The sequence below is a fragment of the Salinimicrobium sp. TIG7-5_MAKvit genome (assembly GCF_049569215.1).
GTDB lineage: Bacteria > Bacteroidota > Bacteroidia > Flavobacteriales > Flavobacteriaceae > Salinimicrobium > Salinimicrobium profundisediminis.
The window spans coordinates 94,282-116,055 of record NZ_CP145903.1 but is presented as its reverse complement, the minus strand read 5'-3'; the positions used below and the strand labels follow the sequence as shown (position 1 = coordinate 116,055).

Below are 21,774 nucleotides of genomic sequence, written 5' to 3'. Positions count from 1 at the left end.
TTTGGCACCTAATCTACTGCTTCCTTATACTCAATGATAAAGATCTCTTCATTTTCCCTCTTCATGAAATATTCCTGCCTGGCAAATTTTTCAAGTTCGAGGGAGTCGTTAAGATTATCCATTATGGCTTTGTCGCGTGAGATCTCATTGAGGTAATAGTTCTTGTTCTTTTTCAGGTCATCGATCTCAAGGTCGAGTTCATGGTGAATCAACCAGGAGTTACTGTCCAGAAAAAGCATCCAGAAGCAAAAAGCAGCCAGCACCAGCGTATATTTGTTGGCGAAGATGCGTACCCATCTATTGTTGCGGATGTCTTTTAGCTTCATAACCCGAAATATACAAAATTACAGTAAACGTTGGCGTATGATTGTTTGCACAATATCAACAGCTACTGTGTTGTAGCGATTTGTGGGGATAATGATATCTGCAAACTCTTTGGTAGGTTCTATGAACTGCTGGTGCATAGGCTTAAGCGTGGTTTGGTACCTGCTCAAAACCTCTTCCAGGTCACGGCCCCTCTCGGCAATGTCGCGCTTAAGACGGCGAATAAGGCGCTCATCACTGTCGGCATGCACATAGATCTTGATGTCAAACATCTCCCGAATGTCGGGGTGGGTGAGGATGAGGATCCCTTCAACGATGATCACCTTTCGGGGTTCTATGGTAATGGTTTCTCCCGTGCGGTTGTGCTGCTTGAAAGAATAAACAGGCTGCTGAATGTTTTTGCCTGCTTTTAAATCTTTAAGATGAGAGACCAGCAGGTCAAAATCTATAGATTTAGGATGATCAAAATTGATCTTGGTACGCTGCTCGTAAGTGAGGTGACTGGTATCCTGGTAGTAGGAATCCTGAGAGATTACATCTACTTCTTCATTTTTGAGCTCCTCGATAATCTGGTTTACAACAGTAGTTTTTCCGCTCCCGGTACCTCCGGCAATTCCAATGATCAACATATTTTAATTTTCGGCAAAGGTAATTATTTACCGATTTAATAAATATGGTTTATTTTTTTATAGCGGCTACTTCTTCTTCGGTCACCTCGTTACTTACGCTGTTGCCCCAGGAATTGTTAATGTAGTTCATCACATCGGCAATTTCGCGGTCGCTTAAGCCCAAAGCGGGCATAAGATTGTTGTATTTTTCACCATTGACTTTAATAGGGCCGCGCAGGCCAAATTTAATGGCGTGTATAGATTCTTCCTGCTTTTCTTTAATCCAGTTTGAATTCTGAAGCGGTGGAAAAACAGCTTTTATACCTTCACCACCCGAAAGATGGCAGGAAGCACAAAAGTTGTTGTACACCTGGGCGCCACGCGAAATGCTCTCTTTCATTTCGGGAGAGAATTCTACCCGGGCAGTTTCTTCAGTTTTTTCTTCAGAAGAATTCCTGCATCCGCATAAAACTACCAGCAGGCAGGCCGTTAAGAGTTTCTTCATTACTGTTGCTTCGGAATAATTCTAACAATACCTTTTCCTTCTACTGAAACATACAGGTCACCATCGGGAGATTGCACCACATCGCGAACCCTGCCAATTTGCTCAAGAATTTTCTCACGGGCGATCACGGTTTTTCCGTCAAGCGTTAAATGCTCCACGTACTGAAACTTTAGAGAGCCCACCAAAAGGTCTCCCTGAAGTTCGGGATATTTGTTTGAAGTTACATGTACAAAGCCGCTTGGTGCAATAGAAGGAACCCAGTAATAAAGCGGATCTTCAAAATCTGGCCCCGAAGTTTCATCGGTAAAGGAAGTGCCGTCATAGTTAATTCCGTAGCTTACCAGTGGCCAGCCGTAATTAGCACCTTTTTTTACTACATTAATTTCGTCACCTCCCTGTGGGCCGTGTTCATGAACCCAAATCTCGCCTGTGCTTTCATTGTAGATCATTCCCTGCGGATTCCTGTGACCGTAAGAGTAAACGGCTTTAACGGCTTCTTCCTGTCCTACAAAAGGATTATCCTGCGGAATGCTGCCATCAAGGTTAAGCCTGTAAACTTTTCCGCCGTCACGGGTAAGGTCCTGCGGGTTTACGTCGCGATCGCCGCGGTCTCCAACGCTAAAGAACAAATGCCCCTGCCCGTCAAAAGAGATTCGGGAGCCAAAATGTTGACCACGGGTAGAGTTGGGAGTTGCTTTATATAAAACTTCTTTGCTGGTTAACTGGTTGTTCTCCAGTTTTGCACGCATTAATGCCGTATTGCCACCTTCGCCTTCACCTTCTTCGGAAGCATAGGTGAAATAGATCCAGCCATCGCTTTCATAATTCGGGCCAACGGCTACATCCAGAAATCCGCCCTGGCCGCGGTTATAAACTTCGGGTGCGCCCTGTACCTGTTGCTTTTGTCCGTCTTTAATTAAGATAAGGTCCCCATTCTTTTCGGTGATAAGGATGCTGCCATCGGGCAGGAAGTCCATACCCCATGCAATCTCAAGATCGGGGACAACTACTTCATATTCGTATTCGGCCGTAGTGAGTTCTTCTTCAGGAATGGTGACAGGAGAATTTTGAACAATAGTATCATTGTCTGTCACCTGGTTGGGATCTTCAGTTTTACCATTGTTTTCACCGCAGCTAACAAGGCTAAGGGCGAGGCTAAGAATAAATAGTCTTTTCATCTTAAGAGTTTTCTGTTGGTTGCACGTCCCGTAAAAGGGAACTTCAAAGATAACAAGAAAAACATGAAGATTGGAAATGAGCATAATGACGAAAAAAGAGCAGCCCAATATGCCCTTTTTGAGAGGGGAGAAAAGCCTGGTAGAAGTAGTTAAAGAGCAAGGTTTTTATCATGCATATCTTTTCTTTTTTACTTATCTTTGGCGTTAGTATCGTATAACAATATTAATTGTGATAAAATCATTTGCAGATAAGGAAGCTAACAAGATTTGGCATGGCACCCAGTCAAGAAAGCTTCCTGCTAATTTTCAAAACGTGGCTCGAAGAAAATTAAGAATGATAAATAACGCTCAAAACATAAATGACTTGAGAATTCCACCAGCGAACCATTTAGAAAAACTGAGTGGAAATCTGGAAGGTTTTTATAGCATTAGAATTAATAAGCAATGGAGAATAATATTCAAATGGATGAATGACAGTGCATTTGAAGTTCAAATTATTGATTACCATTAAAAAGAAAGGAATATGATAAAATTAGAAAACATACATCCCGGAGAAATTTTAAAAGAAGAATTTTTAGACCCGATGGAGATTTCAGCTTATAGACTTTCCAAAGAAACTTTTATTCCTCAAACCCGAATTAGCGAGATCATTAAAAAGAAAAGAAGAATAACTGCCGATACGGCGCTTCGGCTCTCAAAATATTTTGGGACAACTGCAAAGTTTTGGTTAGGCTTACAGGATGATTATGATCTGGAAGAAGAAAAATTTTTAAAGCAGGAAGAGTTGAGTAATATAAAGCCTTTGGAAAATAACCCAGCCTAACTCTGTGCTGTTTAAATCGGGGATTTTGAAGTTAGATTTGGAGGAATTTATATACTTAACAAAGGAAGTGTCAAAAATGGCATTTTATACGCTTATTCTATCATAGGAGCAGGTGATGAGTAGCGCATAAAGCTTCAGAAATTATATCTATCTTTAGCCCATATTTTCGCTTTGCCATGTTTGAATTTTTACAAAAAAAAGTCAATGATACTATCACCGTGAGTGAAGAGGAATTCGAGTATGCTAAAACCTTATTTCAACCCAAAAAACTTCGGAAAAAACGCTTCATCCTGGAAGATGGAGATGCCTGTATTTACACCATCTTTGTAGAAAAAGGGCTGCTTAGAAGTTTCACCATAGATGAAAAAGGGAACGAGCACATTTTGCAGTTTGCGCTTGAAGGCTGGTGGAGCGGAGATCTTTATAGTTTTCTTACCGGCGAGGCTTCAGAATATAATATTGAGGCCTTAGAAGACAGTGAGCTTTTGCTTATCACCAAGGCATCCTGGGATCAATTGCTTGATGAAGTTCCGGCTTTTGAACGCTACTTCCGGATTCTTATCCAGAATAACCTGATTGCTACCCAACGCCGCCTCATGGGAACTTTTAGTACCACGGCCGAGGAGCGCTACCAAAAAATGCTGAAGCAATTCCCCGATGTTATTCAGCGGGTGCCACTTCACATGATTGCCTCATACCTTGGGGTGACACGCGAAACGCTGAGTCGTATTCGCAGCCAGATTACTTCCGGTTCATAAAAATACTCTTCAAAAATGTCATTTTTGACGCCGTCGCGGTTAACGAAAGTGGCGAGTAGGGAAGTTCCACTTGTCGGGTGTAACGAATTCTTTCTTATGGAAATAAATGTAGAAAAATAGTTCTCAAAAAAGCATTTTTATTAGCATCCATTCTTAGCCACTGGCTCTTCCCTTTAAATATGTTTCAGGAGTTAAAATGGCGAGTTTACTCTTTTTAAAATCTTTTATATTTCGAGTTAATATTATTTTTATTTCTCCATTCTCGATAGCTGAGAAGTTTTGTAAGGCATCTTCAAAATCCTTGAAATTGGAATTTAAAGCTCCTAAAACAGCTTCTTTATCCATTTTTATAATATCAATTATATTTAAAAGTTGCTTTATTTTCTCAATTATGATTTCGTGCTTGGCTGATTTTCTTAGCAAATAATATACGTTACAAATTATAACCGGAGTTGTGAATCCTTTTAGTTTGTTCTCTTCGCATAAATTGAAAATTTCCGTTGCAAACTCTGCAAATGGTTCTCGATCAAAAAAGAAATCCAATATCACATCTGTGTCAACAAGAACTTTATCCATTATGAATATTTTTCCTCTAACCTGTTCCTTAGTTCTTTCTTATAATCCATATCTTTTTTAGGCATTTTAAAGGAACCTTTTAAAGATTTTACAACCGGATTTAGTTTTTTATCTCTTTCTGTTCTTTCTTCTTTAGTCAGAGTCTTCAAATAATTTTCAATAATGTCGGACAAGCTGCGATTTTTATCTTTCGCATATTCTTTTGCTCTTTTAATTACTTCCTGTTCAATTGTCAGGGTCAGCTTTGTGTTCATCATCTTCGTTTTTGAATAACATAAATATACAAAGAATTCTTATGTACGTGTATATTTTTAATTTATTACACGTTTTTTGAAGCTCGTGGCAAACTGTTTTTTAAACTCAATTGGATACTGGTTTGAAGATGAGTCCTTCCGCAGAAAACTGTGACATAGATCACGTTCATTTATTATCATAGGTCATTGGCTACAGCCTTATTCGCCCCTAAATTTGTCCTGTAAAATAATTAATAATTTAAAACAAAAGATATGGCGAGTACAAAATGGAACATCGACCCAACACACAGTGAAGTAACTTTTAAGGTAAAGCACTTAATGATTTCTACAGTTACAGGAAAATTCAAAGTTTTTGAAGGTGGCGCCGAAAGTGAGGGCGATGAATTCAAAAAAGTTAACAATGTTGAATTCAAGGCTGATGTTAAATCTATAGACACCAGTAACGAACAAAGGGATGAGCACCTAAGATCTGGCGATTTCTTTGATGTTGAAAAACATCCTTACCTTGTTTTTAAGGCTGAAAGCTTTGACGTGAACAAAGATACGGTTGAAGGCCAGCTTACTATAAAAGATGTCACTAAAAATGTTGTTCTGGACGTGGAATATGGCGGACAGGTGGTAGATCCTTACGGGCAAACCAAAGCCGGACTTACAGTATCGGGAAAAATTAGCCGAAAGGAATTCGGTTTAACTTACCATGCTGTTACCGAAGCAGGGAACGTGGTGTTAGGTGACCAGATAAAAATAAATGTTGAAGTTCAGTTCGTAAAAGAAGCTTAATTTAATTCAAAGTTAAAGAGCGGGCAGAGCTAAAAAAATGAAGAAGATGGTGAAGAAAACTGTAGCAATTATAGGAGACATTGGTAAATTTTGCCCTGCTCTTGCAAAGGCGGCGGTACAGCAGGACTTGCGCCTGCTGTTTATCTCCCGCAATGAAGAGGTTGTTCTGGATGTCAAAGCTCAACTGGGCGAACTGCAAAATGCTACCGAAGTAGAATTTAGCTCTTGTGAGAAAGAAGGTTGCTGGGAAGCCGATATGATCGCTTTTACCAGGCCCGAAGAGATTGAACCTGTTCTTTTTGATAGAATTAAGCAGGTTTCGACCCAAAAAACCGTAGTGGTAGTTTCTCATCAACCTGTAGAGACTTCAGAGCATGAGAAGCTTTGTTTCCAGGAATTGCTGCCACATTCAAGAGTGGTGGAGCTGGAAATAGAAGGTGCAGAATTCCGCATTTTTGGAAGGAATTCAGAAGCAAATCAATATGTGCAGGAGTTTTTTGAAGCTGCCGGTTATCAACAAATTCAATAGTTATGGAAGTGAAAATATGGTCAGACGTAAGATGTCCTTTCTGTTATATAGGAAAGAGAAAATTTGAAGCTGCGCTGGAAAAGTTTCAGCATAAAGACAAGGTGAAGGTCACCTGGAAGAGCTTTCAGTTGGATCCAGGCCTTCAAACCAGGACAGACATCAATACGCTCGATTATTTTGTGGAAACCAAAGGCGTGACCAAAGAACAGGCGCGGCAAATGTTGAGCGGTGCTACCCAAATGGCAAAAGAAGTAGGACTTGATTTTCATCTTGAAGATTCGGTGTTGGCTAATTCTTTCAAAGCCCATAAACTCATCCAGATGGCAAAATCGAAAGATTTGGGTGATGAAATAGAAGAAGCACTATTTAAAGCCCATTTTGAAGCGTCAAAGAATATAGATGATACTGAAGTTTTGGTGGCCACAGCTGCTTCAATAGGAATGAATGAGGCCGAAGTTAGAGCCATGCTGGAGTCTGACGACTATGAATACGAAGTAAAACAGGATGAACTGGAAGCGCGGAATATTGGCGTGCGCGGAGTTCCATTCTTTGTGTTTGATGATCGCTATGCAATCTCGGGCGCGCAACCTACCGAAGCTTTTTTGAAAACACTTCAGAAAGCAATGAACAATTAACGATTAACAATTATCAATAATCCAAAAATTTAAACTTTAATTAAAAACTCTACACAAATGAAAAATTTACTTTCTTTATTAACTTTTGCTTTTTTAAGCACGGGCGTTTTTGCTCAGACCACCTGGAAAGCCGATAAGGCACACTCACAGGTTTCCTTCGGAATTACGCACATGACAATTTCGGAAGTTGAAGGCCTTTTCAATGAATTTGATGCTACAATTGAAGCTTCCGAAGAAGATTTTAGCGATGCAAAATACACTGTTGAGATAGAGGTTCCTTCTATAGACACCGGGGTGGAGATGAGGGACAACCACCTTAGAAACGCCGATTTCTTTGATGCTGAAAAGTATCCAAAAATGACATTTGTAAGCACTTCTTCAGAAAAAGTTGGCGAAGGTAAATACAAAGTGACAGGTGATCTTACTTTTCATGGAGTGACAAGGCCCGTAACGCTTGATGTTTGGCACCGCGGTACTGTTAAAGATCAAAAAAGGAATTTAATTTCAGGTTTTGCCATAAGCGGTGAGGTAAAAAGATCTGATTTTAACCTGGGACCCGATTTTCCTGAAGCAGTATTGAGTGACAAGGTGGTAATAGACGTTGACGCTGAATTTAAGAAAGCTTAAAAATAATATTTTTGGTGCCGGGGCCTTCAATATGTTTCCCCTACAAAACATTTCTGGTTTCCGGCTCCTTTTAAACAAATAGAATATGCTGCATACATTTTTCAATAGAAACTATACAAACACCCAGGTAGATGTGGTGTTGTTGATGCTAAGAATTGGCGTTGGGTCAATGATGCTGGTTCACGGCTTGCCAAAGCTCGAAATGTTAATGGCAGGAGGAGAGGTGCAATTTCCCGGTGTCATGGGTATGAACCCCACACTTTTACTAATTCTTGCGGTATTTGCCGAGTTTTTCTGTTCCATTCTACTAATACTAGGGCTTGCAACCAGGTTTGCTACAATCCCTTTAATTATTACCATGCTCATAGCAGTTTTTGTGATACACGCAAATGATCCTTTTACAAATCAGGAACTGGGGCTGCATTATTTATTGACGTACCTGGCGTTACTTATATTGGGGGCAGGCAAATTTTCTGTTGATGCTTTCCTGATAAGAAATGTGGAGAAACAGCAGCCGAAGAATTCTTTAAAGTAATGCTTTAAAAGGTAATTTTCAGAAGGTTTTCCGGGAGTGACCGGATTTTTCTTGAAAAACAACAACTGGTGGAAAACCCCTGAAAATACGCTCACTTCAGAAAATTTTGAAAAAAGAGCAGGAATAGGGTTTCAATGCCAACTTCTTTTTTATATTTGCAGCCGCTTACAGGTTAATGTAGGTTATCAGCATTAGCTGATCTCGGGGTGTAGCGTAGCCCGGTTATCGCGCCTGCTTTGGGAGCAGGAGGCCGCAGGTTCGAATCCTGCCACCCCGACGAAAAAAGCCCTGCACGAAAGTGTGGGGCTTTTTGTTGGACCTAGTTTTTGACATCTACTCAGTAAAGAAACTTTAAAGAAAAAAACAGGTAATAGGTTTTGCCTGGACAGTAAAGTTTCTTACCTGGACTTGTTACCCTCCAATTTTATCACCTCTTTTTAAAGTTATTTCAAACACTGTGCCCTCTCCTGGGACGCTGGAAACTGAAATTCTTCCGCCCATGGTTTCTACCTGATTTTTTGTAATAAAAAGGCCTATGCCTCTTGCGTCCTCATTCCCGTGAAAGGTTTTGTACATCCCAAAAATTTTATCGCCGAATTTATTCATGTCTATTCCTACACCATTGTCTTCAACTTTTATAACCACTTTTTCAGGATCCTGTAAGGCGGAAAAATTGATATAAGATTTTCTTCCGGTTTCTCTGTACTTAATGGCATTTGTAGTCAGGTTGAGAATTATACTGTCGAGATAAGCAGGTAAAGCCATTACTTCCAGATTTTTGGGGATGTAATTGAAAATAACTGTTTCTGTATCGGCAAGAAGAGAGTGAACAGATTTTATAACTTTTTCAACTGCATTATTGAGATTGAGACACTCCAGGTCTTCATGCGTTGACTTATTTGAAGTAACTATCTTCTCTAGATCATAAATCGTATCTTCTAATTGCCCCGATGCCATCAGCAGCATCTGTACAATCTCATTTTCGCCATGTTGCGGAATTTCTTCAAGATATAAGTTCATCAAATTTTTAAAGTTTGCTGAATGGTTTCTCAGGTTGTGAGAAACAATATTGGCGAAATTTTTTAATCGGCTATTCTGTTCTTGCGTAATATGAAGAATGGAAGAGATTTCTTTTTGAGCTCTTTTTAGCTCCTTAATATCTGTGGCAACAGAGAGATAGCCGGTTATTTGATGATCTTTTTCTATAGGAGTAATTGTCACCTGTACAGGCATTTCTTTTCCGCCCTTAGCTTTAAAGCTCCACTCTCTCGTATGAGGTAGCCCATGATCTGCGAGGAACTTCAGGATATCTGTAAGTCCGGGATTTTCATCAGGGAAATTTAGCAGTTCATTTCTCCTTTCCTGAATTTCCTGCTCAAGGTGTAATGCGGCATAAGGTAATTTCCCTATTACCTCTTCTCTTGTAAACTTTAATAAATTTTCTGCGCCCTTGTTGAAGGAAGATATAATACCGTTTCTGTCAAATCCAATAATACTAACCTGTGAACTTGCTTCCAGTATATTCTCTAAGTCACTTAAGGCTTTTCCCAATTCTTTTTGGGTTTCTTTTAGCGCTGTGGCGTCGGTCATTTGTGAAATAAAGTATAGTGGTTGTCCCGTGGAATCACGTACAAGAGAAACAGAAAGGATGATATAAACGAGATTGCCATTTTTATGGAAGTACCTTTTTTCCATCTGGTAAAATTCCCGTTTCCCTTCTACAAGCTCGTTTAGAAGAGACAGGTCAGCTTCTAGATCATCGGGATGGGTAATATCCTGAAATGTTAGCTGTTGAAGCTCTTCAGGATTATAACCTACTATCTGGCAAAGCCTTTCGTTGGCCTCGATCCATCGTCCTGTGGGATCTAATAAGGCCATTCCAATAGCAGCATTTTTAAAACTACCTTCAAAAACCTGCCTGTTTATTCGATCATTTTCACCTCTTTCTTTTATCAGCTGTAATTCGGAAATTTCTTCGGAAGAAAAATTCTTTCTGCGGAATGCCACTAAAATTAAGTCTTCACCTTTTTCATCTTTGGTTAGATAAGAAAAAAAGTCCATTGTTAGAATGTACCCCTTGAAGTGTCTCAATCTTAAGACTCCTTTAAATTCACCCTTTGCGTAATTCTGAAGATCCTGAAGTTTACTAAAGATATTCAAATCTTCAGGGGCAATAATTTTATTCCAATTAAGGATCTCATCTGGTTTGTCGCGCAGATCTAATGTTTGCAATAATTTGGGGCTAATCCATTTTTCTTCTGGAGCAGAGGGGTGAAAAAGGATATAACCTTGTAGGGCGTTATTTTGAACGGCATCAAACAAGTCTTCGTTCTGTAGAAGAATCTTGTAGACGTTCCATTTTTCTTTTTTTAGTGGGGGTGTAGGGTTCAAGGGCAACTTTAAATATCCGGGTTCTTTCTTACTAATTATTCAAATTCCAGATTTGCTTTATCTCTCATTTTTTTATGAATTCATCCTCTTTATCTTTTTGGAGCTTTTTATATAATACAAATATGTACTACAAAAATAAATTAAAAACTTACAATAGAGGAATGTCATCGGGTTTATAGTACCTGATATCGATTTTTCATGTACTGGTTAGGGATTTAAATTGTTAGTTTACAGGTTGATGAATTTATTTGTAAAAGTTATACTGATTAAGATTATTTCTGTATAAAATGATTCCTTCATTGTTCTTCAGACTTAACAAATTCCTACACTTCCCAAAAAAGGGTTTTGTCTCTGGGATTCTAATTATTGTTTAAACAGAACATTAAGATCTTAAGCCGAAATTTTTACTACATTTAGTCAAAACATTTTATTTAATGCTGGTAAAGGTTTACGGTAGTGCAGTTTTTGGTGTTGAAGCCACGACCATCACGGTCGAGGTAAATGTTGACACCGGCATTGGATATCATCTTGTAGGCCTTCCCGATATTGCTGTAAAAGAAAGCAGTTTCAGGATTGCAGCCGCTCTAAAAAATGTAGGGTACAGCCTTCCGGGGAAAAAGATCACCGTAAACATGGCACCTGCCGATCTTCGGAAAGAAGGTTCGGCTTACGACCTCACCTTCGCGATGGGGATACTTATGGCTTCAGGCCAAATTAAAGCCACCAACATAGGAGATTATGTCATCATGGGAGAACTTTCCCTCGACGGAAGTCTGCAGCCTATAAAAGGTGCTTTGCCTATAGCCATAAAGGCTAAGGAAGAAGGTTTTAAAGGCTTTATTCTTCCGAAGCAAAACGTGAAGGAAGCGGCTATTGTAAGTGGACTGGAAGTGTATGGCATTGAAAATATAGATGAAATAATCCGCTTCTTTGATAAAGGCCAGGCTTTAGAAAGGACCGAAATTGACACCAGGAAAGAATTCTTCCAGGAATTGGAAAATCCGGAGCATGATTTCGCCGATGTTAAGGGGCAGGAATCCATAAAACGCTGCATGGAGATTGCTGCAGCCGGCGGTCATAATATTATTTTAATTGGTCCGCCGGGAGCGGGTAAAACCATGCTCGCAAAACGCCTGCCGAGTATCTTGCCGCCCATGACCTTACACGAAGCTTTAGAAACTACAAAGATTCATAGCGTTGTAGGGCGCGTAAAGGAAAATGTGGGGCTTATGGCTCACCGGCCTTTTAGGAGTCCGCACCACACGATTAGCGAGGAGGCTCTGGTCATTGTTAACCAAAAGCTGAAAGACCTCTTACGTAAGTCATAGTAAGGGATTCAAGAGAACCTGTACACTAATCTAATGAAGGTTTTCTTCTATACTCTTTAAAAATACACTAAAGGAGAGCTTCACATAGAAGAGATGACTACTAAGACCTGAGAACCAAGAACAGCTCTCTGACAGTCTCTGAGTACGGTCAGATAAGCTATTGAGAAATATCCTAAGCCTCAGCATGATTTGCAGTCTACCGACTTTATTGTCCTACCCTCAAAAAAACCCGACAGACCACGACTGACCGAAAAAAATTCCGTCCCAAGCCAGATAGGAAATAAGGAGGTAGGAGAGGGGGTAAGGAAAGAAGGAAATAAGTAATGTGTACCAAAAAAGTCCTGGAAACGCAGTAAACAGGTTAAAGTTTTATTCTACCAATCTTCTGAATCTTCTTTCTGAATAAAATTTTTAATAGACTGTATTGAGTTTCTTATATCCTCTTCTGCTGAAGTAATAATTTTCTCTTTACGATACATAGAACCTTCAAAAGACATGTCTCCACTACCTGTACTGTAGTAAGATAAATTTGAATAGGTGTACCTGAATCTATTATCTTTAAATTCCAATCTTAGAGTATGAGGAATAGAACCTCTTTTTTTAAACATAGTACTTGGAAAACTTCCTTTTACCACTATTTTACCTGATGCTTTGTCTTGAAGCTGTATAACATCATTTGCTGAAGCGTAATTAAGTGCTATCCATTCAAGAGCACTACTATATAATTCATCTTGAGTTTTTCCTTCAATTTCTACGACTCCTTGAGACTCAAACATTCCTGTATCAGGATTTATTTTTATTTCTTGACCATTAACAGATGTAGATACAATTGCAAACAGAAGTAAATAAAGAAATTTCATAACTTGACAATTAGTAGATAATCAAATATATAACTTTTACACAGACTTATTTCTGAGTATCATCAGGAAGAGTAGCTTTCTCAAAAATATGAACAATTAAGGTGTAAATTTTTTAAGTTCAGAGTTCTTTGGATAATTGAGTTGTAACCTCTATTAAGTTCCCCTCTAACTCAAACTTGGCAGTATATTGCTCCTCGTTTCATGCACTTTCTCAAAGTAAAAAGCCAAATCTGACGTTTTTTTCTATTTTATCTTATTTAAAGAAGCTTTTTCTAGAAATTATTTGATTTTTTTGTTAAAACCTATAATTATTTGCCTGTAAAAGGTTAAAAGCGAGTTAAAGATGCTTTAAGTTAGATAAAATAGCATCTAGCCCTTTAAAAATCAGGGTTTTAAATATATATGTCTTCCATTCAAGGCTTTAACACTCTTATATTAACTTGTATTTCATCATCATTTTTTACAAATTGTGACTGTTTGAATGAGCGCTCCTTCTTACAAATAAAACAGGAAAAAATCCTGACAGATTGTAACCTAAAAACAAAAAAAGATGAGTAATTTAAAATTAGACAGCCTGTCTTTAGATAGGCTAATGGGAGACGCTATGCTTAAACTAAACTATACAAAGCTTCAGAATCTCCAAAGCGCAGAGAGAAAGAATCATGAAAACCTTAATTACAGGAAAGGAGGGAGTCATGAGAACTAAGATTAAAAATAGAGTTTTCTTTATTCAATTGGATGAAAATATCTTTCAGCGATTAAAATATGAAGTAGCTCAGAACAACATTATGTATCCTAAAGGTGATGAGAACATCCAATTAGATATTGCATGCTTCTTCGTTAATTTAATTGATAAGAGACGAACACTTCTTGGAGAGGAAGCAGAGGACGGATATGTACCTTTAATGTCAAGCATTTTGAAAAAGTATTACTATGACTACAAACGGTACATCAATTTTCTTAGGGATAATGGATTTATCGAAGTACGAGAAGGCTACAGCACTTTTCAGGGGAAATCAAAACAATACAGAGTTGTTCCGTCAAAAGAACCATTAATATTAATTCAGAGAATACCTGAGGATTCTGTCTTTAGCAAGAAAATTCAGAGAATAGAGACAAAGGAACGTGCACGTGCTGATAGGAGTTGTGGACACTTAACAAAGTGGCTACACCCTCGATACCTATCCATAAATGCTTCAGAAGCTAATAAAAAAGTGGATGAACTGATGAGCCAAGGATATTATTCAGACGGTCATTACGAGAAAAGAAGGCAAAAAATCGACCTACTAGAGTTTGGATACATAAGTTATAAAAGAGAAGGTAAGGATAATAGGCTTCATTCTATTTTGACTAATCTACCGAAAGATTTGAGACCCTACCTTCTTTTTCAACAGGAGAAGCAGCTAATTTCTCTCGACCTGAAATCATCACAGCCGTTCATGTTAGCAGGATTTATTAATATGGTCATTGAGGGTAAGAATAATGAGGTAGATATGTCTGTTAGTAAGATATTAGGTATTAGTAGAAGAAAGGCTATAAGTGATATTATTATTATGTGGAAGGAAAAGCTGTCATCCATTGCTATTGCTGAGTTGAAAGCCTACATAAAAATTGTTCTGGAGGATGATATCTATGACTATATTGGAAGAAATTTGAGTCCTGAATTTATAAATAAAAAAAGCCGTCTTGGAAGGTTTGGGGATAAATTCTACTCAAAGTCTTCAGGGGTGAAAAAATGGAAACCATTTAGCAATCTCAGAGACTTCAGTAAAGTTACCTTTCTAGAATACTTATACAGTTCTGAAAAAAACAATGAGGAGCGGATTCAAGAGGTCAGAAGGATTATTCCTAGAGCAGTAAGTGATTTAATCTGTCACTTGAAGATACATGCGAAGAATGATTTTCCAATTTTTCTTCAGAATCTGGAATCATTTCTTATTATAGATGAGATAACTAGAAAGTTTGCCAGGAGGTATCCAAAAGCTCCTCTTTACACGATTCATGATTCTGTTGCTACAACAGAAGAATATGCTCATGTTCTAAAAGAAACAATGGAAAAAGATTTGTTCAATTTTTTCGGAATAACGCCTAATGTTGTTACTGAACCCTGGAGCGAAGACTCCTCTGAAGCAGCTTAAGCTGTAATTAAAATAAACATCATTACGAACCCTTAAATGGGTAGCAACCTGCGATTACAAGCGATGGTGCTAAAATAATGAGCCTAAGAAGGAAATAAAATGTTACCTACTTCTCTTGTGCATCTTTATCTTTCGTAATGATGTTTTTATTTTTTGCCTCCTAAGCAACTTTTCCAAACATGTTTGACACATCGTCATCAGATTCATGAAGTCTTTGGATATTCCCGTGATGCTGACCCCCCGTTCAGGCCATACTGACCCCTCTAGAGATTTTGGTCAAAAAGATAAGTTAATGACAATATTACAGTTTTTTTCTAAGACTTTCCCCCTTAAGTTCTATTCGATGGGAAGTGTGTACCAGACGGTCTAAAATAGCATCGGCTATGGTAGCTTCTCCAATAATATCATACCAGCTTCCCACTGGTAATTGACTGGCAATAATGGTTGATGATTTTCCGTGCCTATCCTCAATGATTTCCATCAGATCCATTTGTTGTTTCTTGTCCAGATGAGCCAGACCAAAGTCATCCAGGATCAATAGGTTGGCCTTAGCCAGTTTATCAAAGAACTTCAGGAAGCTTCCATCAATACGGGCCATTTTGGTTTTCATCAGTAATTTCTGTGTATTGAAGTACAGTACCTTATTTCCCTGGCTACAGGCCTGGTGTCCTAAAGCCGAGGCAAGGAAGCTTTTGCCGCAGCCTGTGGCCCCGGTAATTAATACCGATTCCCCTTTTTCCAAGTATGTTCCGGTAGCCAGTTCGGTGATCTGGTCTTTATTGATTCCCCTGGCGGTTTCCAGGTTTAATTCCTCTATGGTAGCCTGGTAACGGAACTGGGCACTTTTCTTCAGGCGTTCAAAACGCCGGTGAGTACGTTCTTCGGCTTCAGCCTGTAACAATACTTCCAAGCCTTCCCCCAGGGATAGCTCGTGGTGTTGACGGGTTTCTATCATAGCTTTCCAGCTTCGGTGCATTCCCCCAAGCCGGAGTTGTGATAATTGGTTTTCAATGGTGTTCATATGATATTCAATTTTAATAGTTACTTATTTATAAAAAGAAGCCCCGCGGATATTCCCATGAGTGGGCAGGGACTTTACCTGTGGTTCCTCCTGATAGTCAGTCATCCGGTTCTCCAGGACCTGCTTTAAGAACCGGTAAGAGTACTGCCCATGGTCCAGGGCAATGCTGCAGGCTTTAATAAAAATATCGCGATTAGTTTTCCGGGACAAGTTCAGTATGCCATCACAGGTTTTGTAAAGCTGCTCGGGGTATTTGTCCTGTTTGAACAAAGCTTCCATGTACCGGTAAAGTTTTTCAGAGTGGTTATACCCACGCTGCAGGTAATATGTGGGGCTACGCTCTTTATAATACTGGTGGTGGGAACACAGGTGTTCCTTCCGGGTGGTATAACCTGCTTTTTTGTGGTTCCTGGGATGCGTGGCAATAAGGCCTGCTTTATGGTAGATCCTCACCAGCGACCGGGTGTAGATTACCTTGACCTTCATGCCAATGTAGGTATAGGGAACGCTGTAATAGTGTTTGTCCATTCCCAGGTAAATATGATTGTTCTTGGCCACTTTATGTTCCCTGTAATATTTGATCTCGAAGGCTGTTTCCGATAAAGGCTGCAGGGTATGTTTTTCATCAGCCAGGAACTTTTCTTCCCTACAGTAATCCTTCTGCTGCATCCGGGTCTGGTTATGCTCCCTGACCTTTTGGGCAATGGCTTTGTTCAAAGAAGGAAGGTCAAAGAAAGTGAGCTTGCGAAGCTTGGCATATACCCGGCTGTAGATCAGCTTCACCTGGTTCTCCACTAAACCTTTGTCCTGAGGTCTTCTGGGACGTGCCGGGGTAACAGAAGTGCCATAATGGTTGGCAAAATCTTCCAGGGCACGATTGAGTTCAGGCTCATAGGGATTGGCTTTTATTACTGCCGATTTTAGGTTATCCGGAACCAAGGTTTGGGGAACCCCGCCAAGATCTTTTAAACAACAGCCAAGTGCATAAATAAAATCTTCAAGTTTCTGACTGGGCACCGCCAGGGCAAAACAGTAATCGGAATACGGCAAGCAAGCTACAAACACCTGAACTTCGATCTCTTCCCCGGTATCTCTATTAATATAAGATAAAGTCTTTCCGGCGTAATCAATAAAAAGTTTATCCCCAGGCTTATGGTCCAATACCATGGAGGGTTTCCCGCTACGCAGGTATTGCTGGAGGTGCCAGCAGAACTGGCCGTAGCTATATGGATGAAGGTTTCCAGTTTTATACTCTTCCCAGAGCAACTGCCGGGTAACACCTACTTTTTTAAGTTCTTTGCTGTAGTATTCCAGCTGTGTCTTAAGATGCTCGTAGCGCTCATCTTTGTAAGCTGGGTTTCCGGGCCATATTTTCCCTTCCAGTACTGGGTCTTCCATGGCCAATAGAGCTTCAATTGAAAGATTGCCTGCACGTGCCTTTTTAATATATCCTTTTACAGTATTCTTGCTGATCGAGAGGGTCCTGGCAATGGTTTTTATGCCCTTGCCCTGTTTGTGCATACGAAGTATTTGCTTTACCTGACTCATTCGTTTTGGTTTTCCGGCCATTACTTATCTTTTGATGGTATCCATCAAATAAACCAAAACCAATACAAAAAGCTGGGGGGTCAATATGCTCCGGAATAAATTCACAGAGGGGTCAACATGCTCCTGAATAATTTTTCCAGCCAGCTTTTTTTATTTTCTAAAGGGGTCAGCATCCGCCGGAATGACAGATACCTAAAAGGTGATCTTCAGAGGGGTCAGCTTAGTCCTGAATATCCAGTCTTCTCCTGAAGCTTTATTTGAAGTCTGGGAGCATAAAGAAGGTATCGCAAAAAGAGCAGATGACGATTACCCAAAGACATATTTTTCAATCTCCTCCCAAACATATTTTCCACCTTACCTAACTCTACATAGTATTACTTAAATACGTTTTTACCCTCTTCCTTCTTTCCTACAATTTTCTTACATTTAGAAAAAACAAACACTAACACAATGGCAAAATTTGAAATTAAAAAAGATAAATCTGGTCAATTCAGATTTAATCTTAAAGCAAGCAATGGTCAAGTTATTTTGAGTAGTGAAGCATACAAGGCAAAGACCTCTTGTATGAGTGGAATAGAATCTGTTCGAAAAAATTCTCAAGTTGATGAGAGATTTGAAAGAAAAGAAGTTCCCTCTGGATATCGTTTTAATCTGAAGTCGACCAATGGACAAGTGGTTGGAACGAGTGAAACTTATAATACTAAAGCTTCTATGGAAGGAGGTATCGCCTCTGTAAAGAAAAATGCTCCTGATGCTACTGTTGATGATTTAAGTGATTAGTCTGTGGTTATTACAGAAGTGAAAAGGAGGCTTTAAGTCTCCTTTTTTATTACCACCTTTCGCCAAATTAAAATTGATTGTTTTCAGTTCTACCTAAGAAAGCTCCTGCACTAACTCCTGATAGGAATTGTCGTTTTCCAAGTCACTTACAACTTGCTTAAGGTCTATAATCTCCACATCCTCTTCTTTACTACTATTGATATTAAAGAAGAATAATTTCTTAAACTCCTCATAGTTACTGAGCTGTCTAACCTTCCTCATTATTGTTCTGGGGTCATTTGTATCAGAGACCTGGACAGCCATTTTTTCTCCAAGAACTGAGACACCAAATATGTCAATATCTTTTTTATTGCTTCCTGTCTTTAAGAGCTGAAACTTCATCCTTATTTCTTCAGGTGCATGACTTGAACGTAACCATTCATTCACCATAATCTCATAAGAATTGCTGTCAAACTCTCTGACAGGTAATTTTACCTTCATTTGATGATATAACTTTCTGAGTCGATAATTGCGCTTCTTGATTCTACTTATTGTAACATTTGATGGTAAAAGTCCTTGTAAAACAGGATGCAAATCTAAATCAATCTCTTTGGATTTTTCAAGTGGTAGAATTGCGTAAAAACCCTCTGTGCTTTTTTTAATGGCTGGCTCTTGACTTCTTCTAATGACACCCATTTTATATCCCAATCCTTTGTAAGATGCGCAAATAATTACGTCCCTCTTCTCCAATTCATTCTGAAGTTGCACCCATCTTTGGACGTATAGTTGTTCAGGCTGCTCACCTGCCTTTAATTTTCCCCAATCTTCCATGTCCTGTTCGGTATTAAAGTGAATTGCCACCTCATTTTTTTTCCAAAAATCCTTTATGGCAATAGGGTCGTGGAGATTTATCCTGAAGATAAAAAAATCGTGGTAAGGTGGATAGTTCAGCAAAAGAACTCTTATGGTGTAACTAAGGGCTCTGCTGTAGTTTTCTCTATTGGGGTCATTCAGAAGAAAATGGCTTACGACATATTCCATTTGATAATCCATACCCATATCTACGGGAATAGGAGAGTAATCTTCCTTTCTGTATTTTGGAAGTAAGACATTTTTAAAGAACGAGTAGAGGTGCGTGTAGCTTTCCTGAAAAGAACGGTTTTCTCGTTTGTCTCTATCCTCAAGTTTTGTTGTTATATCCTCTTCAAAATCTACTCTGAAGAAGCGGTTCTGTTTTTCAAACTCTTCTTTGTCTTTAGTCAGATAGGCTTCAACTAATCCATTTGCAGAAAAATTGATTTCTACCTTCTCTCTAAGGAGTTCCTTTAGGCTACTGATTGTTTGGCTTAATCTCTGTTTTCGCAAGTTATGCCATCCCTCTTCATCTAATTCGTTGATGTACAAAAGCAATGTCGATTTAAGGGAATTTTGGATGTAATCTTTGTCTTTATATTTCTCTTGATAATCGGCAATTACTTTGTCCAAAAGTCCCCAATAGTTTAGTGAGGCTAAGACCTTTATTTTTTTCTCCATGTCAGTTCGATTGAACTCGTCAGATGGAGAATCAAACCATGTCCTTCTGCTTGATATGCCTATAATTTTTTCTATAGTCATTATAGAAGTTTTAATAATTATTGACTTAGTCTTTTTTCTCTTGTCAAACCTCTTCCCTCAGACCTTTTCTCTCTTAGAATGAATTGTGCCTCCAGAAGAGATTAAAATCCTATACAGAGCATCATTTAGCTTTCAAAGGCTGTTACAGACATGCTAAGAAATAATAATAGTTCTTAGTTTTGCAGGAGTTAATACTGACCTTTTCCTGGAATAATATTTCTAATACCACCTATAGGGTTTTCTACATCACCTTTTCTTCTTGGAATAATGTGCATATGACAATGATTTACTGTCTGTCCTGCTGCTTCCTCAGCATTGAAACCTATGTTGAACCCACCAACTGAAGAATCCTTGGCTATAATCTGTTCTTTTACTTTTTGAGCTAACGAGTATGTTGCATTCAACTCTGCTTGTGTCAAATCAAAGAAGGTAGAGCAATGCCTCTTGGGTATAATTAAAGTATGGAGGTTCGTCACAGGATACTTGTCAAGAAAAGCGATGGCAAGATTATTTTCGAAGACCTTCTCAAAGTTTACACTACAGAAGATGCATGTTGAATCTTTCATATTATATAAATCCTCTAACTCTCTGAAGTCAGTATTATCCGTATCACGTTTGTTAGCATTACAGGTATAGCATAAGGCTTGATAGTTATTAATGGAGTCTTCACCTCCTAAATTTTTTGGAATGATATGGTCGACCTCCAAAGCCTTTTCTTCTTTGGAAATTCCACAAAGTTCACATCTTCCAAGAGCACGTTTAAGGACTTCATATCTGATTGAACCGCTTATTGCTTTACGGTTTTTTCGTCTATGCTCCCACATAGCCACTCCTCTTTTTTCAGTAAACTCCTCAATTTTAGCTTCACAAAGCTTTATGGATTTTGCAACTTCTTCAGGTGACAGTACTTCAAAATCTTTTAGGATGTAGTGGTTCTTTTCTTTTTCCACAATATGATGGCTTCTAAGAACTCTACCAACCATGTTGTTAGTCACCTTCTCATAGTATTCAACTTGTGAGGAGTCATAAGTGAGTATTTCTTGAGCAATTTCAGTTTTATGAGCTTTTCCAAGGCTCGTTAACAGCTTCTTTATCATTACAGGCTGATAAATGTGAGACATACTCATTTTGTTCTGAATAAAGTGTTCTAAATCGCTCATTATTTAATTTAGTGCGTTTTTTAAAATAGTGGTTTTCTCATTAGAAGGAATCGCTTTAGAGCCTGATATTTAAACCTCAGAATTATTTGATTGTTTCTGATTCATTAGTCCTCCTCTGCAAGAGGCATGTTTTTCTCAAGTACTCCACACTACCACCATATTTCCTAATAAACATTTCCTTGGCTACCCATATTCCTTCTCCCCAATATTTGCCCATACCTTCTTTAACCCAAAATAAATCTTCATCTCCGAAGTCAATAAAAACAGGTCTTTTGACCTCTTTCCAAGTTTTTCTATTGTATTTCCAATCAAAAGACCATTCCGTAGCCAAAAAGCTTTTTCTTAGAATTTTCTTTTTTGGTTTTGAATCTTCGTTGTTCCAAAGGTAGTCTTCGTATTCCTCGTTGTAAGTACTAAAATTTTGAGCGAATTTTTCACCATTAATAAGCCATATAAGTTTTTTGCCATAAAATTCTTCTCTTTGTGCAATGACTTTTTTCTGGATTGGAGAATTCTGAAGTTCAATTACTACATTATTTAATGTCATTATATCTGCAATATGATATTCGTTCTCTTTCCTGATAATAACTTCTGCATTTTCCTTTCCAAAAGTCATTTTCCAATGGTAATGCCAATCGGTTTCAGATTCGTACCAACTGTCACAGCTCTCTTTTTTAACATGTACCCAATGCCATTTATTAATCTCCCCACATTTTGACAGAACTTCTTGTGAACACAGAGGACAAATAGCTCTTGTGTCAGGAGTCGCCTCAATTTTTTCAGAATTTTTTAATGCCCAAATCATTTTATTTCGAATATTCAA

General features: G+C 38.7%; 24 protein-coding genes, 1 tRNA gene, 1 pseudogene and 1 riboswitch. Of the genes and pseudogenes, 13 read left to right on the top strand and 13 right to left on the bottom strand.

Annotation, left to right across the window (positions count from 1 at the left end):
• Nucleotides 1–8: 8 nt before the first annotated feature.
• The 4 genes from V5739_RS00570 to V5739_RS00555 are packed head-to-tail and all read right to left on the bottom strand — an operon-like array spanning nt 9 to nt 2,615.
• A complete protein-coding gene (locus V5739_RS00570; RefSeq protein ID WP_266071094.1) occupies nt 9–326 on the bottom strand; it encodes an FtsB family cell division protein in 318 nt (105 codons plus the stop codon).
• 18 nt (nt 327–344) lie between these two features.
• A complete protein-coding gene (gene udk, locus V5739_RS00565; RefSeq protein WP_345598809.1) occupies nt 345–953 on the bottom strand; it encodes a uridine kinase in 609 nt (202 codons plus the stop codon).
• A 49-nt stretch (nt 954–1,002) separates the two neighbouring features.
• Nucleotides 1,003–1,437, bottom strand: a complete 435-nt coding sequence (locus V5739_RS00560) for a c-type cytochrome (protein ID WP_423819228.1) — start codon at nt 1,435–1,437, stop codon at nt 1,003–1,005.
• Nucleotides 1,437–2,615 (bottom strand): PQQ-dependent sugar dehydrogenase, encoded by a 1,179-nt coding sequence (locus V5739_RS00555; protein WP_423819227.1) that lies wholly within the window; start codon nt 2,613–2,615, stop codon nt 1,437–1,439. The genes V5739_RS00560 and V5739_RS00555 overlap by 1 nt, the downstream gene beginning before the upstream one ends.
• Nucleotides 2,616–2,844: 229 nt before the next feature.
• Between V5739_RS00555 and V5739_RS00550 the strand changes: the two genes are divergently transcribed.
• From V5739_RS00550 to V5739_RS00540, 3 genes are all read left to right on the top strand, one after another.
• Nucleotides 2,845–3,126, top strand: a complete 282-nt coding sequence (locus V5739_RS00550; protein ID WP_423819226.1) for a type II toxin-antitoxin system RelE/ParE family toxin — start codon at nt 2,845–2,847, stop codon at nt 3,124–3,126.
• A 12-nt stretch (nt 3,127–3,138) separates the two neighbouring features.
• On the top strand, nt 3,139–3,438 hold the full coding sequence (locus V5739_RS00545) for a HigA family addiction module antitoxin (protein WP_266071099.1): 300 nt from the start codon (nt 3,139–3,141) through the stop codon (nt 3,436–3,438).
• A 176-nt stretch (nt 3,439–3,614) separates the two neighbouring features.
• On the top strand, nt 3,615–4,196 hold the full coding sequence (locus tag V5739_RS00540; RefSeq protein ID WP_423819225.1) for a Crp/Fnr family transcriptional regulator: 582 nt from the start codon (nt 3,615–3,617) through the stop codon (nt 4,194–4,196).
• 153 nt (nt 4,197–4,349) lie between these two features.
• Here V5739_RS00540 and V5739_RS00535 read toward each other — a convergent pair whose 3' ends face one another.
• Both V5739_RS00535 and V5739_RS00530 read right to left on the bottom strand, forming a co-directional pair.
• Nucleotides 4,350–4,772 carry a type II toxin-antitoxin system VapC family toxin gene (locus V5739_RS00535; RefSeq protein ID WP_423819224.1) on the bottom strand — a complete coding sequence of 141 codons (423 nt, stop codon included), beginning with the start codon at nt 4,770–4,772 and terminating at the stop codon, nt 4,350–4,352.
• A complete protein-coding gene (locus tag V5739_RS00530; RefSeq protein ID WP_423820424.1) occupies nt 4,772–5,026 on the bottom strand; it encodes a DUF6364 family protein in 255 nt (84 codons plus the stop codon). Before V5739_RS00530 ends, V5739_RS00535 begins: the two co-directional genes overlap by 1 nt.
• A 252-nt stretch (nt 5,027–5,278) precedes the next feature.
• On the opposite strand from V5739_RS00530, the gene V5739_RS00525 reads away from it, so the two are divergent.
• From V5739_RS00525 to V5739_RS00500, 6 genes are all read left to right on the top strand, one after another.
• Complete coding sequence (locus V5739_RS00525; RefSeq protein ID WP_266071103.1) at nt 5,279–5,806, top strand: YceI family protein; 528 nt, start codon at nt 5,279–5,281, stop codon at nt 5,804–5,806.
• A 37-nt stretch (nt 5,807–5,843) separates the two neighbouring features.
• Nucleotides 5,844–6,335, top strand: a complete 492-nt coding sequence (locus V5739_RS00520; RefSeq protein ID WP_423819223.1) for a hypothetical protein — start codon at nt 5,844–5,846, stop codon at nt 6,333–6,335.
• Nucleotides 6,336–6,337: 2 nt separating this feature from the next.
• Complete coding sequence (locus V5739_RS00515; RefSeq protein ID WP_423819222.1) at nt 6,338–6,970, top strand: DsbA family oxidoreductase; 633 nt, start codon at nt 6,338–6,340, stop codon at nt 6,968–6,970.
• Nucleotides 6,971–7,027: 57 nt separating this feature from the next.
• Nucleotides 7,028–7,597 carry a YceI family protein gene (locus tag V5739_RS00510; protein WP_423819221.1) on the top strand — a complete coding sequence of 190 codons (570 nt, stop codon included), beginning with the start codon at nt 7,028–7,030 and terminating at the stop codon, nt 7,595–7,597.
• Nucleotides 7,598–7,682: 85 nt separating this feature from the next.
• Nucleotides 7,683–8,132, top strand: a complete 450-nt coding sequence (locus tag V5739_RS00505) for a DoxX family protein (RefSeq protein ID WP_423819220.1) — start codon at nt 7,683–7,685, stop codon at nt 8,130–8,132.
• A 202-nt stretch (nt 8,133–8,334) separates the two neighbouring features.
• Nucleotides 8,335–8,409 (top strand) — tRNA-Pro (locus V5739_RS00500).
• 134 nt (nt 8,410–8,543) lie between these two features.
• On the opposite strand, the gene V5739_RS00495 is transcribed toward V5739_RS00500, so the two are convergent.
• Nucleotides 8,544–10,523, bottom strand: coding sequence for a PAS domain S-box protein (locus V5739_RS00495; RefSeq protein WP_423819219.1), 1,980 nt, complete (start codon nt 10,521–10,523; stop codon nt 8,544–8,546).
• A 434-nt stretch (nt 10,524–10,957) separates the two neighbouring features.
• Here V5739_RS00495 and V5739_RS00490 point away from each other — a divergent pair.
• Nucleotides 10,958–11,809 (top strand): annotated as a pseudogene (locus V5739_RS00490) (YifB family Mg chelatase-like AAA ATPase); the annotation flags it as partial.
• Between the two features lie 416 nt (nt 11,810–12,225).
• On the opposite strand, the gene V5739_RS00485 reads toward V5739_RS00490, so the two are convergent.
• Nucleotides 12,226–12,711, bottom strand: a complete 486-nt coding sequence (locus V5739_RS00485) for a DUF4468 domain-containing protein (RefSeq protein WP_423819218.1) — start codon at nt 12,709–12,711, stop codon at nt 12,226–12,228.
• A gap of 550 nt (nt 12,712–13,261) precedes the next feature.
• On the opposite strand from V5739_RS00485, the gene V5739_RS00480 reads away from it, so the two are divergent.
• Entirely contained in the window at nt 13,262–13,417 is a 156-nt protein-coding gene (locus tag V5739_RS00480) for a hypothetical protein (RefSeq protein ID WP_423819217.1), read from the top strand.
• Nucleotides 13,374–14,849 carry a hypothetical protein gene (locus V5739_RS00475; RefSeq protein ID WP_423819216.1) on the top strand — a complete coding sequence of 492 codons (1,476 nt, stop codon included), beginning with the start codon at nt 13,374–13,376 and terminating at the stop codon, nt 14,847–14,849. Before V5739_RS00480 ends, V5739_RS00475 begins: the two co-directional genes overlap by 44 nt.
• A gap of 14 nt (nt 14,850–14,863) precedes the next feature.
• Nucleotides 14,864–14,957, top strand: a riboswitch (SAM-I-IV-variant riboswitch).
• A gap of 193 nt (nt 14,958–15,150) precedes the next feature.
• Here V5739_RS00475 and istB read toward each other — a convergent pair.
• Both istB and istA read right to left on the bottom strand, forming a co-directional pair.
• Nucleotides 15,151–15,870, bottom strand: a complete 720-nt coding sequence (istB, locus tag V5739_RS00470; RefSeq protein ID WP_423819161.1) for an IS21-like element helper ATPase IstB — start codon at nt 15,868–15,870, stop codon at nt 15,151–15,153.
• 24 nt (nt 15,871–15,894) lie between these two features.
• A complete protein-coding gene (gene istA, locus V5739_RS00465; protein ID WP_423819162.1) occupies nt 15,895–17,418 on the bottom strand; it encodes an IS21 family transposase in 1,524 nt (507 codons plus the stop codon).
• Nucleotides 17,419–17,868: 450 nt separating this feature from the next.
• Here istA and V5739_RS00460 point away from each other — a divergent pair, with 450 nt between their 5' ends.
• Entirely contained in the window at nt 17,869–18,198 is a 330-nt protein-coding gene (locus V5739_RS00460) for a YegP family protein (RefSeq protein ID WP_423819215.1), read from the top strand.
• Between the two features lie 93 nt (nt 18,199–18,291).
• Here V5739_RS00460 and V5739_RS00455 read toward each other — a convergent pair whose 3' ends face one another.
• The 3 genes from V5739_RS00455 to V5739_RS00445 form a co-directional block, all read right to left on the bottom strand.
• The gene (locus tag V5739_RS00455) at nt 18,292–19,791 is read right to left on the bottom strand and encodes a hypothetical protein (RefSeq protein WP_423819214.1); all 1,500 of its coding nucleotides are present in this window, start codon (nt 19,789–19,791) and stop codon (nt 18,292–18,294) included.
• A gap of 188 nt (nt 19,792–19,979) precedes the next feature.
• The gene (locus V5739_RS00450; protein ID WP_423819213.1) at nt 19,980–20,951 is read right to left on the bottom strand and encodes an HIT domain-containing protein; all 972 of its coding nucleotides are present in this window, start codon (nt 20,949–20,951) and stop codon (nt 19,980–19,982) included.
• Between the two features lie 82 nt (nt 20,952–21,033).
• Nucleotides 21,034–21,756 (bottom strand): competence protein CoiA family protein, encoded by a 723-nt coding sequence (locus V5739_RS00445; protein ID WP_423819212.1) that lies wholly within the window; start codon nt 21,754–21,756, stop codon nt 21,034–21,036.
• Nucleotides 21,757–21,774 lie beyond the last annotated feature (18 nt).

Bases quoted from the DNA above. Each gene is read 5' to 3' on its own strand.
- V5739_RS00570 (WP_266071094.1), bottom strand. From the start codon at position 326: ATGAAGCTAAAAGACATCCGCAACAATAGATGGGTACGCATCTTCGCC.
- udk (WP_345598809.1), bottom strand. From the start codon at position 953: ATGTTGATCATTGGAATTGCCGGAGGTACCGGGAGCGGAAAAACTACT.
- V5739_RS00560 (WP_423819228.1), bottom strand. From the start codon at position 1,437: ATGAAGAAACTCTTAACGGCCTGCCTGCTGGTAGTTTTATGCGGATGC.
- V5739_RS00555 (WP_423819227.1), bottom strand. From the start codon at position 2,615: ATGAAAAGACTATTTATTCTTAGCCTCGCCCTTAGCCTTGTTAGCTGC.
- V5739_RS00545 (WP_266071099.1), top strand. From the start codon at position 3,139: ATGATAAAATTAGAAAACATACATCCCGGAGAAATTTTAAAAGAAGAA.
- V5739_RS00540 (WP_423819225.1), top strand. From the start codon at position 3,615: ATGTTTGAATTTTTACAAAAAAAAGTCAATGATACTATCACCGTGAGT.
- V5739_RS00535 (WP_423819224.1), bottom strand. From the start codon at position 4,772: ATGGATAAAGTTCTTGTTGACACAGATGTGATATTGGATTTCTTTTTT.
- V5739_RS00530 (WP_423820424.1), bottom strand. From the start codon at position 5,026: ATGAACACAAAGCTGACCCTGACAATTGAACAGGAAGTAATTAAAAGA.
- V5739_RS00525 (WP_266071103.1), top strand. From the start codon at position 5,279: ATGGCGAGTACAAAATGGAACATCGACCCAACACACAGTGAAGTAACT.
- V5739_RS00520 (WP_423819223.1), top strand. From the start codon at position 5,844: ATGAAGAAGATGGTGAAGAAAACTGTAGCAATTATAGGAGACATTGGT.
- V5739_RS00515 (WP_423819222.1), top strand. From the start codon at position 6,338: ATGGAAGTGAAAATATGGTCAGACGTAAGATGTCCTTTCTGTTATATA.
- V5739_RS00510 (WP_423819221.1), top strand. From the start codon at position 7,028: ATGAAAAATTTACTTTCTTTATTAACTTTTGCTTTTTTAAGCACGGGC.
- V5739_RS00505 (WP_423819220.1), top strand. From the start codon at position 7,683: ATGCTGCATACATTTTTCAATAGAAACTATACAAACACCCAGGTAGAT.
- V5739_RS00485 (WP_423819218.1), bottom strand. From the start codon at position 12,711: ATGAAATTTCTTTATTTACTTCTGTTTGCAATTGTATCTACATCTGTT.
- V5739_RS00480 (WP_423819217.1), top strand. From the start codon at position 13,262: ATGAGTAATTTAAAATTAGACAGCCTGTCTTTAGATAGGCTAATGGGA.
- V5739_RS00475 (WP_423819216.1), top strand. From the start codon at position 13,374: ATGAAAACCTTAATTACAGGAAAGGAGGGAGTCATGAGAACTAAGATT.
- istB (WP_423819161.1), bottom strand. From the start codon at position 15,870: ATGAACACCATTGAAAACCAATTATCACAACTCCGGCTTGGGGGAATG.
- istA (WP_423819162.1), bottom strand. From the start codon at position 17,418: ATGAGTCAGGTAAAGCAAATACTTCGTATGCACAAACAGGGCAAGGGC.
- V5739_RS00460 (WP_423819215.1), top strand. From the start codon at position 17,869: ATGGCAAAATTTGAAATTAAAAAAGATAAATCTGGTCAATTCAGATTT.
- V5739_RS00455 (WP_423819214.1), bottom strand. From the start codon at position 19,791: ATGACTATAGAAAAAATTATAGGCATATCAAGCAGAAGGACATGGTTT.
- V5739_RS00450 (WP_423819213.1), bottom strand. From the start codon at position 20,951: ATGAGCGATTTAGAACACTTTATTCAGAACAAAATGAGTATGTCTCAC.
- V5739_RS00445 (WP_423819212.1), bottom strand. From the start codon at position 21,756: ATGATTTGGGCATTAAAAAATTCTGAAAAAATTGAGGCGACTCCTGAC.